At 56.4% G+C, this 14,582-nt stretch carries 7 protein-coding genes; 4 read left to right on the top strand and 3 right to left on the bottom strand.

Translation table 11 applies throughout. From position 1 onward, the window contains the following. Window positions 1-264 precede the first annotated feature (264 nt). Window positions 265-2,553 carry a hypothetical protein gene (locus tag DSM3645_RS18035; RefSeq protein ID WP_131282688.1) on the top strand — a complete coding sequence of 763 codons (2,289 nt, stop codon included), beginning with the start codon at window positions 265-267 and terminating at the stop codon, window positions 2,551-2,553. 1,306 nt (window positions 2,554-3,859) lie between these two features. Here the strand turns inward: DSM3645_RS18035 and DSM3645_RS18045 are convergent. Beyond that, window positions 3,860-4,564, bottom strand: a complete 705-nt coding sequence (locus DSM3645_RS18045; protein WP_002653713.1) for a tetratricopeptide repeat protein — start codon at window positions 4,562-4,564, stop codon at window positions 3,860-3,862. A 967-nt stretch (window positions 4,565-5,531) separates the two neighbouring features. Between DSM3645_RS18045 and DSM3645_RS18050 the strand changes: the two genes are divergently transcribed. Next, window positions 5,532-6,260, top strand: coding sequence for a YebC/PmpR family DNA-binding transcriptional regulator (locus DSM3645_RS18050; protein WP_002653715.1), 729 nt, complete (start codon window positions 5,532-5,534; stop codon window positions 6,258-6,260). Between the two features lie 9 nt (window positions 6,261-6,269). Here DSM3645_RS18050 and DSM3645_RS18055 read toward each other — a convergent pair whose 3' ends face one another. Both DSM3645_RS18055 and DSM3645_RS18060 read right to left on the bottom strand, forming a co-directional pair. Continuing rightward, window positions 6,270-7,724, bottom strand: a complete 1,455-nt coding sequence (locus tag DSM3645_RS18055) for a DUF1501 domain-containing protein (RefSeq protein ID WP_002653716.1) — start codon at window positions 7,722-7,724, stop codon at window positions 6,270-6,272. A 14-nt stretch (window positions 7,725-7,738) separates the two neighbouring features. Beyond that, window positions 7,739-10,351 (bottom strand): PSD1 and planctomycete cytochrome C domain-containing protein, encoded by a 2,613-nt coding sequence (locus DSM3645_RS18060; protein ID WP_237564851.1) that lies wholly within the window; start codon window positions 10,349-10,351, stop codon window positions 7,739-7,741. 444 nt (window positions 10,352-10,795) lie between these two features. Here DSM3645_RS18060 and DSM3645_RS18065 point away from each other — a divergent pair, with 444 nt between their 5' ends. Together DSM3645_RS18065 and DSM3645_RS18070 are read left to right on the top strand one after the other, a co-directional pair. Then, complete coding sequence (locus DSM3645_RS18065) at window positions 10,796-12,115, top strand: DUF1552 domain-containing protein (protein ID WP_002653719.1); 1,320 nt, start codon at window positions 10,796-10,798, stop codon at window positions 12,113-12,115. 50 nt (window positions 12,116-12,165) lie between these two features. Then, entirely contained in the window at window positions 12,166-14,553 is a 2,388-nt protein-coding gene (locus DSM3645_RS18070) for a DUF1588 domain-containing protein (protein ID WP_002653720.1), read from the top strand. The last annotated feature ends 29 nt before the right edge of the window (window positions 14,554-14,582 follow it).

The raw sequence follows: 14,582 nt of genomic DNA on the forward strand, positions 1-14,582 counted from the left end.
GGCCGGATCTCCACGGTTTGGTTGGAGGTTGACGTTTTCTCATTCCAGCTTTGTTGCTAGACTTCCCGCGTAATTAACGCACCGCAATTCTGGGCCCCTCATAAAATGCTGATGAAAAGTCTAAGGCCCATTCACTCAACACGGAAGGTCGGATAGTAGAGCGACTGTCGATTACGGTCAAACCTACAATATCCATCTATCCGTGCCGAGTTTTAAACGCGTACCTCACACGGCTCTTGCGTTTTCGAATTAAAGGAATCAGTAATGAGTACAGACAACTCTGAATCGGATACATCGAAGTCATCGCTGCCAACCCTTCCGTTCTCTAGCCGCCATGCCTGGACGATTGCGTTTGTAGTCGCACCGTTATTGGCTTTACTGGGTGGTGCGTTGTCCGTGGGCGCCTTTACCTGGAATCACACGATCCCATTCGAGTATGCCCATGACTCATTTTTAGTTACCGTACCTGTTAAAACGATGCTCGAGCAGGGCTGGTGGTATGAGAATGACAAGCTAGGTGCTCCAGCGCAAATGGAGTTCTACGACTATCCGTCCAGCCCGAACCTGCACATTGCCGTGCTGAAGTGCATGTCGCTCTTTTGTAGTGATGCATTTACCCTTCTGAATTTCTATTTCTTGCTTAGCTTTCCGCTGATCACGCTATTTACTCTGTTCGCATTCCGAACATTACGATTGGCTCCGCTACCAAGTTCGGCACTTAGTATCGTTTTTGCCTTCGCCCCGTACCATTTCTGGCGAGGAATGGCTCATCTATGGCTAGGATGTTACCTGACGGTACCACTGGCGATGATCGTGGTGGCTTGGGTGTTGCAGAATCGAGCAAGCCTAATTGGATCCGTACACGATGGCCGCTGGAAATGGACTCTGTTCTCGCTCCCAACCTTGGCCGCAGTGGTTATCTGCGCCGCATTGGGATTCGACTTTCCATACTATCCAGTCTTCACCGCGTTTCTGTTGCTCATCGTCGGTCCGTACGCGGCATTGCAGACAAAATCCTGGACCCCTGTCATTCGATCCGGGTTTTTGATCGCGGCAATTGTATTTTTCTTCGCTGCGAATGTCAGTCCGAATCTAGTTTATCGAATCCAATATGGGAAAAACCCTTCTCCTGCGATGGTTTCGACCCGGTCTTGGACTGACTCGGAACGTTACGCACTCAAGATTGCCTCATTAGTACTCCCCGCGGAAGAACATCCAATCCGCGTGTTGAAAAAGTTGCGGAATAAATATAACGCAGGAACCATTACTGCCAGCGAAGACGGATCGCCGGCACTGGGCATGATCGCCTCGGGAGGCTTTTTGTTTTTGATTGGGTGGCTACTATGGCGGCAAAACCATGGCAAAACAGAATCAACCCGGACGATAGATTGGATGAGTCTCTTGACGATTGCCACGCTCTTGCTGGCAACCGTTGGGGGGTTCAGCGCCCTCAGTAGTATCCTGGCCACCGGTGTTTTGCGAGGCTACAATCGAATCAGCATCTTCATTATGTTCTTCAGTTTAGTCCCGGTGGGGCTCTGGCTAAGCTACTTGCAAGCTAGGTGCTGGGACCATCTTCATTGGAGAACCGGCTTCGTCATCGGCCTCCTATTATTGACGTTGCTGGGCTCGTTTGAGCAAAGCCGCTATTTCCGAAAGGCCGGTGTGAATGAAATCGCGGAATTTGATAGTGATCGCAGTTTTGTTCGGCAAATCGAGCAGGATGCAGGTCCTACGGGCAAAGTCTTCCAATACCCGCTGCAGAATTTCCTTTCCTACGCAGGCCCTGCGATAGCGATCGATCCTTACACTCATTTCCGCGGCTACCTGCACTCGGATACGCTGACATGGAGTTTCGGCGCCGTCGTTGGTCGGCAGGGAGCTGACCTACAGGACTGGATCGCTTCGCTGGAACCAGAAGAAGCCCTTCCAGTTCTGACCCTGTTTGAATTCAATGGCATCTATATCGATCGCAAACTGTACGCGGATCATGGGGCCGAGATCGAGTCGGATTTTGCCCGGCTGCTTAAGGCTGAGCCGGTCGTCAGCGAGGATCAACGTTTAACTTATTTTTCGTTGAAAGAGTATGCGTATCAGTTTCATTCGACTCATACACCCGAGCAGGTCGCCGCTCTCAAGCGGGATATTTATCCTACAGTTGTCGGTTGGAATGGATTCGATGCTGAAGAGCAGAACGAGAACGAGACATGGCGTTGGTGCAGGAAAAACCACGCAATTCTGAAACTGAACAACATGGGCAGCGTCGATCGGCTTGTGAAATTGCAATTTGCCCTAGCGACCGGTCTCCCCCAGTCCGCCGAATGTCGAATCAAAAGCGACGATTGGGAAGTGACATCACCGATTGGCGCTGTCGCAACGCATTTCTCGAAAACGATTCCTGTCCCGCCAGGTGTGACCAGCATTCAGTTCAACTCAACCGCGAAACCAATGCAGACCCCCGCACGGGACGTCAACTTCCGAATCATCAACTTCTCTTATGAAGTAGTTGACGATCTCGACTTGGCCGAATCGGATAAGACGAATGCTCGATAGAGTTTAAACACCGTCTTGATTGTAACTCGCATCCGGGAGTGATTGAACTGACCTGTCATAACCAGACGAAGCGATCAAAACCCGGATCACTGCGGCGCTGCAGCAGATGAGTCAAGCGAAGTAGTTTGCTGAGCCAGAAGCGTCTAACGGGGCGGAAGTCCTGGGCTGGGACAACGCCAGCAGTTCAAGAAGTGGATGGAACTGCTGGCTGACCTTAGCTAGGTAGGGTGCGTCGCGACGCACCGCGAACCTGCCCACAGCGCGACCAATATCCCAGCGTAGCAACGCACTCGCACCGCCAGGTGCGACGAATTCAAGGTTGGTTAGCAGGACTCGTGCGCTTTGAAGTGGCGCTTTTGGAAGTTGCAAGCGTCTATTTCTCTTCATAGTCCGCAGCGCCAGTTTTGAGGTTGCGCTATTTGGCCGAACGGATTCCGGTTGGCCGCGATAGCTCCGCTATCGGGGCGGCGCAGCCGTAAGAGGCATTGGTTCTCCGTAAGCAGTTCAGGGGCTTTTCGCCATTTCCAACGGTATAGCGAACACCGAAGTTCGTCCGACCGCGGCTCGATGCCTCTTACCGACTTCGTCGGCCCCGATAGCGGAGCTATCGCGGCCAACCAGGGAAATAACGCAACCTCTAAACTCGTGCGCCAGACGCACTCTACGATCTATCTAATCGGTTGGAGCGTTTCGTAGTCGTCTCCCGTTGAGCCTGGCAGGTCCATGTCATAGCGAATTCCCGTAAAGGCAGCGAACAGTTCGACAGGCACATCGAAAACGTGATCCACATCATCGCCATCGTCAACCTGCTCCTGCAGCTTGGCGTCGCGAATTGCCTCTTACTCGCTCGGCAGATCACCAGACGTGACCAAATGCGTTAGCGACTGCCGAGTATCGTGAAAGACACTCCAGTTCTCTACGCCGTTATCCCAAGCAGTCGCAAAACTCAACATGCAGGTTTCGTTGATATCGCAAACTAGCAGTTCGGCGAAAGACGAAAGTTCCGCCAAAATTTCGCTGTGCGGTCGCGGGTAGTTATTCAAGTAAAGCAGTTACCACCCGGTTGATACCGAAGCGCCGCATACCGGAGGCTCGGCGATTTCATTGCGTTCGCCAGTGCGTCGAACTCCGTATCGCTCGTAAAGTACATCCGCGTCAATTCCACGAACTGCGATCTGTGCAACACTAAAACCCATGGGTACTCCGTTTAATGTCCTGAATGGGGTAACGACTGGCGTAACCGGGCCGCCGCGGTTGAAATTCCACATGCAAAACGCGCTGTCGGCGGCTCCGCGTCAGGCCTTTATTATCCCTTCTTTTCGGGCGGAGAATCCACGAACGGCTTTTTGTTCTGGTACAACCGGAGTCGTTCCGCCAACTCCTTTTTAGCGGCCTCGTCTTCAACGAGGGCGATGGCCTGCTCTTGTCGCTCGATCGCTTTCGGGAAGTCGTCTGCTGCAGCGTAGGCCGCGGCAAGCGTGTCGATCGCGAATCCGTTTTTCCATTCACTCATTTCGCATTCCAGGATGGCGACTTCGATCGCACGTTTTGGATTGCGGAACTTCTTCTCCGGGCAGGTCGCCAGAACCCAGGCCAGGTTGTTCTTCGCATCGGGATAGGCGGTATTCAGCGCGATTGTCTTTTCGTAGTCATCAACCGCCTGCTTATATTTGCCTGCTAGTTCGCAAGCGTAGCCGCGATTGTAGTAGAAATAGGCAAGGTTTGGGTCATTTGGGTCCCCGGTTGCTTCGGTCGCTTTTTCGATGGCGGTCGCGTAATCCTTGAGCGCTGCATCGATGTCACCCAGGCTTGAGTAGCAGTTGGCGCGATTGCCGTAAATCGCCGGATTGTCCGACGACTTCGCCACTTCGGTAAACAGCTCGATCGCCTTTTGGTATTCGCCATTCTGATAAGCCGTCTCCGCCGCGCGATAACCACTGGGCGGTCCGCATCCGACGAGCGCGACGGCGAGAGCGCAGAGAAGCGAAAGGTTGCTGTGCGAAGGCATCATGGGGAGACCTTATGTTCTGAGGGGGATAGCTTCCGCCCCATATTAGCCAAATCGTGGGGGCACTGGAAGCTAATTCAGGGACCCCCTTTGGATGAAGGCGTTGAAAAAGTGGAACGGATGCAGATCCTGGCTCAGCTCCAGACATGAGCGCAGACTCGAGGGTCTCGTCAATTTCCCTGATGACCCGCCCGACGGTTTTCGCCTCCGCAGTGGCCCGCATCGTTCGCTCGAAAGTTCAAGATCTCGAGATCGACGACCAAGCGGCGCGGTCGGGCCTCCAACGATTCTTCTTGCCATCTCCGCAATCTTTTATTAAACTTTACTTACAACTTCACGCTCAACACGCCCCTTCCTATAAAGATGGGCTGGGTTCGCTGCTGCGCGGGATTTTGCGAAGGCGAACTGTGAGCTCATGGAGACGTCAAAAAAAGTAGCGCGGTCCGGTCCAACTAGGGAAACCGTAGAACCGTCCGTGTCTGCGGCAGCGGCAGATTGCCCAATTTAACCCTCAGGCAGACTGGGTAGTTGGATGTAAAAAAATTTAGCGGTCCGGTCCGACCGGCGGGCAAATGTCGAATGTCGAAATCAAAATATCGAATGCTCGGATCGACGGGCTCCAAAAAAATGCGCAGCGGTCCGGTCCAATCCGATCTATCGCGTCTGTGAAAGTGAAGGAGGTGGGGGGAGGAAGCTGCTTTCGTGGGAGCGTAAGGTGACTAGGGGGGCAATTGGGCCTTTGTTGTTAGGAATGGCGACCGTTTTCCCTCGGATTGCGCACGCTGGCTAGTGTTGGATTGGTTCGACTGGTTGGATCGAAAAAATGATGCAGTCCGGTCCGGTTTGTCAGGCCGACGCCAGACCTACCGTGGGGGGCGCGTCGTAATTGCTCGCAGCGGCGAACTTGTTTATCCTGCTAGTTTGGCTTTTCCATGCAACTATCCCCGTAAAGAATCCGTAGATCACGCTCATGGGACGAAGTTTCGAGAACCGGAAGCACTCTATCGCCAAGACGGCGGCTCAGAAGACCAAACTCTATTCCAAATACGGGAAAATGATCTATGTGGCCGCCAAGAACGGCGTGCCCGACCCCGAGTTGAACGGGTCGCTGAAAAACATGATGGAAAAGGCCAAACGCGAGCAGGTCCCGGCTCACGTGATCGATAAAGCGATCGAAAAAGCCAAAGGCGCCGGCGGCGAGGACTATTCGGAATCGCGGTACGAAGGGTACGGGCCCGGGGGCTGTTCGGTGATTGTCGAATGTCTGACGGACAACGCCAACCGCACGATTACCGACGTCCGAAATTGCTTTACCAAAACCGGCTCGAAGCTGGGGAACGCCGGTTCGGTGGGTCATTTATTTGATCACTTGGCGATCTTCTCCTTCAAAGGCGAGGGGCAAGATCAGATTTTGGAAGCGATGCTAGAAGCGGACGTCAACGTCGAGGACGTGGAAGAAGAGGATGGCCAGCTGACGGTTTTCGCCGCCGCGAGCGACTATTTCAAAACCAAGCAGGCGCTGCAAGAAACGTTGCCCGATATTGATTTTGAAGTTCAGGAGATCGCCTACGTCCCCCAATCGCGCACCGAACTGAGCGAGGACGACGCGAAAATGTTCGAGAAGTTCATGGACCTGCTGCACGACTGCGAGGACGTGCAAAACGTCTATCACAACGCCCAACTGCCGGATCAGGAATAGCCGCGGCGGTTACGCCAGCAATTCGCGAATGACTTGCGCCGGCTGACCGTCGGTGATGGTCTGCTCTCGGTCACCGCGACGGAAGCTCATCGTCTCGTGATCGAGCCCGAGCAGATGGAGGAGCGTCGCGTGGTAGTCAAAGTGATTGACGACCCCTTCGATCGCTTTGTGCCCCCACTCGTCGGTCTTGCCGTGGACGTGACCTGGGCGAAAACCGCCGCCGGCGACCCACATGCTAAAGCCATGCGTGTTGTGGTCACGGCCCGCTTTGGCGCGGCCGGCGTCGTTTTGAACGACCGGCAGGCGCCCCATTTCGCCACCCCAGTGAACCACCGTCGAATCGAGCAGCCCCCGCTGCTTTAGATCGGCGACCAGCGCCGCCGATGGCTTGTCGACCTTCTGACATGCCAACGGCAGACGCGAGATGATGCTGCCGTGACTGTCCCAAAGTTGATTGGCCGTATAGACCTGCACAAAACGAACGCCGCGCTCAATCAAACGCCGCGCAATCAGACAACGACTGCCGTAATCCGCGGTCTCCTTTTGATCGATGCCGTACATCTTCTTAGTCGCTGCGGTCTCTTGCGAGAGATCCAAAGCGTCGGTAGCGGCCATTTGCATTTTGGCGGCCAGTTCGTAACTAGCCATCCGGGCCTGCAGGTCGGAAACGTCGGAGAACTGCTCTAGATGCTGGGCATTCAATTTCTGCAGAAACTCAATCGCTTGCGACTGCGTCTTCCCCTTCAGATGCGCCGGCGGCGTCAGGTCGAGAATCCGCGGCTCGCTCGGACGAACGACCGTGCCTTGATAGATTGACGGCAACCAACCGTTCGACCAATTTTCGACCCCCAAGACCGGCAGTTGACCGGGATCAATCAATGCGACGAACGCCGGCAAATTGTCGGCCTCGCTTCCCAGTGCGTAGGTCAACCAACTGCCGAGCGTCGGTCGTCCGGCCGAGATCCGGCCGCTTTGCAGGGCGCGAATCGATTGGCCATGATTGTTGACGCCGGTCTTCATCGAGCGAATCAGACAGATGTCGTCGGCCACTTGTTGCGTGTGCGGCAGCAACTCGGACAGCTCCATGCCGCACTGACCGCTAGGACTGAATTTGAACGGAGAGGCGAAGACTTTCGAGCTTGCCTGGGCGGCGTTGTCTTGTTTCAGCTCACCGGGGAAAACCTGACCATCGTACTTCGCCATCTCGGGCTTTGGATCGAACAGGTCATGATGGCTCGGCCCCCCTTGCATCCATAACGAAATCATCGCTTTCGCTTTAGGCGGCGAAGGCGGAACCTTGGGCGCGGTGTCAAATACCTGCGGCTCGATCGCCGGCTTGGCCTGCTCCGCCGCTAGCGCTTCCTGCTGCTGAAACCAAGCGAAGGCCAGCGAACTGACGCTCATCGCGCTGGTCGCGAGAAAGTGCCGACGACTTCCCGTCGCGTGGTCGAGTGGAGAATTCATGCGATTCGTTCTTCCTACTGCACGTACAGAAATTCGTTGGAACTAAGCAATACCTGACACAAGACGGCCAGCGCCTCCTCCTCCGCCGATTTTGCCGCCGGCTTGTCACCCTGCGGCTGGTAGGCGGGCTGCGATGCGAGACTCTCAACCAGTTGCTGGATGAACGCCTGGGCGTCGGCAAGCTCCGCCGCCGCCATAGGTCGGCAGTAAATCAATCGCCAGGCAAGTTCGAGCTGCTGCTGTTGATCGTCGGGCCGTTCTTGAATCAGGCGGGTCGCAATTTTGCGGGAACGGTGAATCAGTTGTTCGCTGTTCAACATCAGCAACGATTGCGTCGCGTTGGTCGAAGGGCGACGTTGATCGCAATTGGGACTCATCGTCGGCTGGTCGAAGGTCTCCATCAAGCTAAGGGGACGACTGCGGCGAACTTGAACGTAGATGCTGCGGCGGAGATCCTCTCCCTGCATGTCGATGACGGCGCCTGGTCGCCCAGCGTTCAGGTTTTCCTTACCAACAACGATCCGGCCCACCGTGTCGGGCATGACCGGAACCGGCGGCCCGAACTGCTGGGGATTTAACTCTCCCGAAATCGCTAACAGACTATCCCGAATCACCTCGGCCTCTAAGCGACGCAAGCGAGCTCCGCCGTACCAATGATTGTCAGGGTCCAGCTCTTGCAACGCGGGATTGTTACGAACCTGCTGTCGCCAAGCGTTCGACGAGAGAATGAGCCGATGCAAATGTTTCATGTCCCAACCGCTTTCGATAAATTCGGCGGCCAACCAATCGAGCAGTTCGGGATGGGTCGGCAGTTCTCCCAAGACGCCAAAATCGTTGGGCGTCGTCACCAAACCAACGCCAAAGTGATGCATCCAAACTCGATTCACAATCGCCCGGGCGGTCAGCGGGTGCTTCGCATCGGTCAGATATTCGGCCAGCGCCAAGCGTCGGCCGGTTGTCGGCAAGTGGGAAGATTGAGCCGGAATCTCGGCGAGCCCGGCCGATTCTCGGACGACCGTCAGTCCGGCAGGCTGCAACTCCTGCTTCGGCTGAGCATAGTCGCCGCGATAAAAGAGCCGCGTCGTAGGAACCTGGCCCGGCACTTCGGTCAACGCGCGAACATACTGTTGTTTCGGCTTGGCGGCGCGAACCTTGGCCGCTTCTTCCCCCATCTTCTTCAGCTCGTCGGCAGCTTTCCGGTTGTAGAGATAAAGGGAACCTGCGGTGACGTTGAGATGGGGATACTTTTGGAAGATCGCTTTTTGCTCCGTCGTTCGCTTGGCGGCGGCGGCGGCATGCGCGGCTCTGGCCAGTTCGTGCAACTCGGCCGGAACCTTGGCCAACTGTTCGTCGAACGTCGCCTGAATGAACTCGGCTCGCTTTTCGGCGACGGCGGCGTCGATCAACTTGGCTTCGGCCTCGATCTTTGCGGCGGCCTTACGATCGGCTTCCGTGTTCAACGAAACAAGCCGTTGGTTGGGTCGCTTCCATTTTTGCCAGTCGAGCGCCGGCTCAAAGATCGCGCGAAAGCGAAAATAGTCGGCGTGTGAAATGGGATCGTAACGATGGTCATGGCACTGAGCACAGGAGAGCGTCATCGCCATCAACGAGGAAGAGACGATGTGCACCGTATCGGCGATCGTGTCGTTCCGCGCCATATTCACGTCGTCAACGGCGCCGCCGGTTCCGTCAGGCGCCATGCGCAGGAAGCCGGTCGCCGAGAGCAGCTCGACATCGTCAGGCGAAAGATCATTCAGCGGCGACGTGATCAATTCGTCGCCGGCCAATTGCTCAGCAATGAATCGATCGAACGGCTTGTTGTCGTTAAACGCACGAATCACATAGTCGCGATAACGCCAAGCGTGCGGGCGTTCGGCGTCGATGTCGCTATACCCTTCGCTATCGGCGTAGCCGGCGACGTCCAACCAATGCCGTCCCCACCGCTCTCCGTAATGCGAAGATGCGAGCAGTTTGTCGACCAGCTTGCTCCAATCCGCTTCGCCGCCGCTTGCTTGAAACTCGGCGACCAACTTGGTTTCGGGAGAAAGCCCGTGCAGATCCAACGTCAATCGTCGCACCAGCTTTTCAGGCGTCGCTTGCGGACTGAAGCGATGCCCATGCTGCTCCAACTTGGTCAGCAAAAATGCGTCGATCGGATTGGCGACATCTTCGGCATGTTGAACCGCCGGAACTGCCGGCCGTTGAATAGGCTGAAAGGACCAGTGCGCTCGCTCTTCTGCGGTGATCAGATACTCGTCGCCAAGCGTCGTAGGCTCAGGTCGCGCCGTTTTGGCGCCGGCCGCAATCCACTGCTTCACCACCGCCAACTCGGCTGGCGAAATCTGTTTACTTTCGTCGGGCGGCATCTCGTGCGACTCGAGCCGTTGATAAAGCAAACTGTCGGCCGGCTGCCCGGCGATAATCGCGGCGCCAGAGTCGCCCCCGGTCAGCATCCAGCGAACCAGGCGCAAGTCGAGACCCCCTTCGGGATGCTCTTCTTCGCCGTGACAATGAAAGCAATGCTTTTTGAAGATCCCGCGGACATCCGATTCGAAATGAGGCTCGGCCTGGGCTGCGCAGGTCCCGGACAGAACGAACAGCAGCGCTGCGACGATTCCACGAGACATCATAATCACCTGCGTTTACCCGGGCGGGATATTAGGGGGAAGACGGCGGCAGAAGATCGGGAGGAATGGCGGCGAGACCCTAAGTATAGTGACGAGCGCCGCGGGAGTCACCCCGAAAATGAGCTACCCACGCTAAGCGAAGCCGCGGTCAACCACCCACGACTGCTTCAGAAAAGAAACTTGCGACCTGACCCCGTTCCCGTTATTTTCCAACTACACGGCAATAAATCGCCTGCTTCGATCGTCTCTGTTTTCCAGGGCCGTTCTGCACGCCAAACGAGTCTTCGTTTCCCCAGAGAACCACGATCAATTCGCCTATTTTGCCCCCGCTATCCTGCGTTTGACCACAACCTACCGCTGCATTGCTCATTCCTGCCAACTGTTGCACCCTGTCTGCTTGTTCGCGGCTACTCACTTCACATCTCCCCACCAGGGAATTGTTCTATGCTTAATCGCAGAAATTTGCTGCAAAGCGCGGCCATGGGCGCTGGCGCCGCATTTTGCTCGTCTCTTTCGCTGAATATTGCGAAAGCAGCCGCGGCCCCCCAAAGCTCGCCGAAGCGAATTATCTTCTTTCTGCAAAACCAAGGTTTTGATCCGGCGACTTGCGTCCCTGCCGGCCTAAAGAGCAGCGCCTCGCTGGCCGATGTGACGCTGCCCGAACCGATCAGCCCTCTCGAACCGCACAAGCACAAGATCCACATTATCAACGGCCTGCATGGTCGACACACGAGCCCGTCTCACAGCGCCTATTTTGGCGCGCTTGGTGGTTATCGCGGCGGGATCGGCGTGGCGGCGTCGGCCGAGACGATCGATCATGTCGTCAGCCAACGCCTGCCCGAAACCATCCTGCCGCATCTTTGTATCGGCATGGACGCGCTCGAGAACATGGTGTCGCGACCTACGTTGGCGACCCTCTCGGCGACCGGCGCCGGCCAACCGATCTTCATGCACTCGAACCCGAACGATCTCTACCAGATGCTCTTCGGCGGCATCGCAACCGGCGACGTGAAGCGCCGGTTTGAAGCCCGGTCAAAAGTGCTCCGTCAAGTCGAACGACTCGCGAGCAACGGCGGCAAGACGCTGCCGGAACGTGATCGAGATCTTTATCGCAGCTATGTCGATGGCTTTCGCGAGATGAACGGCCTGCGTCAGCGGTTGGGCGAAGTATCGGATCATCTGCAGAAATTCGCACCGGTCTACGGCGACAAATTTCTGAAACCGAAGTTCGAAACCGACTGGCACGATTCCCTGCTCGATATCGGCATCGCGGCGCTGCAGGCCGGTCTAACGAATACCCTGACCATCGGCTCTGGCCGCGGAGAAATCTTTGGCTCTTGGAAAGGGCTGGGCGTTGTCGAAGCAGGTCACAATCTGGGACACATGGAGCAGCCCGACAATCCGATCTGGATCAAGATTCGGCAATACAACTGTCAGATGCTGGTCAAGCTGATGGAATCGCTAGAAGCGATGCCCGAAGGGAACGGCACGATGATGGACAACACGTTGATCGTGTACACCAGCAATAATGCCGATAAGCAGCACACCGGCGGGGCTAACTGGCCCTTTATTCTGCTAGGGAATTGCGGCGGACGATTGAAGACGGGTCAGTTTACGCAGCTCGACGGCAAGCGCCCCATCAATGCGCTTTACACAACGCTGTTGCATGCGATCGCCGCGCCTCGCGATCGATTTAACATGGATGACAGCGCCGCTCGGACGCTCGATCCGAAGGTCGGCCCGATCGAAGAACTGTTCGCCTAAAACCGCGGAATGTCGGGCCACGCAGAGACTCTGAGACAGACGGTAAAAACATGACCAAGACCTTGGCGCGGCTCGCTTGTTGGCTGATCTGGACCGCGATGATTGCGGCCGTTCATGCAGAGGATGCGATCCACTCGCCATCGTTCGCCCAAACCTTCGTGCAAAAGTATTGCATCGACTGCCATGGCGCGGATACGCCAGAAGCCGATCTGGCGCTGCATGAACTCACTTCGGTCGAAGCCGATAACGCTCAGCTGTGGCAAACCGTTTGGGAGCAAGTCGCGCTCAAACAAATGCCGCCGACGTACGAGAGCAATCAACCGAGCGTAATGGAGCGGCTGCAGCTCTCGAACTGGATCACCAGTAATCTCGAGCGCGCCCTCCAAGACCAAGGGGGATTTCAAACCCACTTGGTTCCGGCCAAGGGAAATCACCTGGATCATGAACTGTTGTTTGGCCCCCTGCCGGCTGGATTAGAACCAACCTCGACACCGGCGCGGATTTGGCGAATTCATCCCCAGGAACATCTCACGCGGTTGAATGAACTGATCAATCGAGAGCCTGACTTCAATCCGCAGCGCCCTGGATTGCGGACCCGCGGCGACCAGATCGGTCCGAATGAAGATGGTGAAATCAAAGTCTACTACGGGCTCGACCGCGTCATCGGCTGGGTCGGCGGAACGGCCGCATACGCCGCCGCGATCACCGGCTTTCCGCCGATGCTAAGCACCGACGATCATCATGGACTGCGAAACTATCCGATCCTCTACTCGGTCAACGGCGCCGAAGCCGTTCAGATCGCCGGCAACGCCGAGGACATCCTCCACTTCATGGCCTACGGCCCCAATGCCGAGCCGTATCAGTTTGCCGACAAAGTCAGCCAGATCGATCGAAAGTACAAGCACGAAAGTTTGCGTGGATTGAGCCAAAGCTTGTTCTACGGCAAGTCGGTCAAGCGTCCCCTGACGCCGGTCTATGACCTGATGCACGAACCAGGCGTCTCGGACGAGAAACTAACGGCGGCGGTCAACTACCTGTTCGAGTCGCTGACGTTGCGACCACCTACCGAGCAGGAAACGGCGACCTATGTTGATTTGGCGCGTCAGTCCATCGCCGATCTCGGCAAAGAAGAAGGCGCGATCCTGGGGCTGACTCCCATTTTCCTGGATCGCGACGCGCTCTTCCGGCCAGAACTCGCCGAAGAGGGAACGCCCGACCAGTATGGCCGCGTGATGCTGCAGGGTCATGAATTAGCGTTAGCGGTGAACGCAGCGTTTTGCTACATCGCTCCGGACAAGTCTCTCACGCAAGCCGTGAAAGAGGGGCGGTTGCAGACCCGCGAGGATGTCGAGCGCGAGGTCGAGCGGATCCTGCAAGACGACACGATTCGCAAACCGCGCGTGCTGCAGTTCTTTCGCGAGTATTTTGACTACGACCGCGCCGGCTACATCTGCAAAGACACCCGAGCTTTGATCACCGCAGGGGGCGACAACAAAGCGCAAGCCTACTACCGGACGATGTTCGGCATGACGGCCAACACCGATCGCTTGATCGAATTGATTCTTCAAGAGGACAAACAGGTCCTTTACGAACTGTTGACGACCGATCGCGTCGTTTATGACGCCAATCAAGATAAACGGTACTTTGGCGAGTTTGTCGGCAAAGCCAAGTCTCGATCCAAGACCATCGAAAAAGCGCCTGCGACCGCCCCCAAGAAGAAGGCCCCTGCTCTTCCCAATACGATTCGCGCCGCCCAGCTTCCGCCGGGCGACCCAATCCATGTGCGGATCGCGCAAGTTATCACGCCGGTGAAAACCGAAAGATCGTTGACGACGCTCCCTGCCGAACAACGCATGGGAATCCTCACGCACCCGAGCTGGCTGGTCTCGCATTCAGACGCGATGGACAACCACGCGATATTGCGGGGACGTTGGATTCGCGAACGGTTGCTCGGCGGAGCGGTTCCCGATGTGCCGATCACGGTGAACGCGATGCTGCCGGTTGAACCGCGCGAAACGCTCCGCCATCGAATGCGGGTCACGCGTGAAGAATATTGCTGGAAGTGCCATCAAAAGATGGATCCGTTGGGCCTGCCGTTTGAGATGTTCAATCATATCGGACTCTATCGCACCCAAGACCACGACAAGCCGGTCGATGCGACCGGCGAGATCATTGACAGCGGCGAGCCGAGCTTGGACGGCCCGGTCGACAACGCGCTCGACATGATCCGCAAACTGGCCGAAAGCGAACGCGTCAAGCAGGTCTTCGTCCGTCACGCGTTCCGTTTCTGGATCGGCCGCAACGAGACGATCAACGATGCGCCGGTTCTGCAAGACGCCTACCGAGCTTACGAAGAGAGTGAAGGGAGCATGAACGCATTGCTGACCTCGCTCCTCACGTCGGACGCGTTTCTCTACCGACACGTTGATCGACCATAGTCGGCCCCATACAGTGACCGGGTGGCCCG

Source organism: Blastopirellula marina DSM 3645 (assembly GCF_000153105.1).
Classification (GTDB): domain Bacteria; phylum Planctomycetota; class Planctomycetia; order Pirellulales; family Pirellulaceae; genus Blastopirellula; species Blastopirellula marina.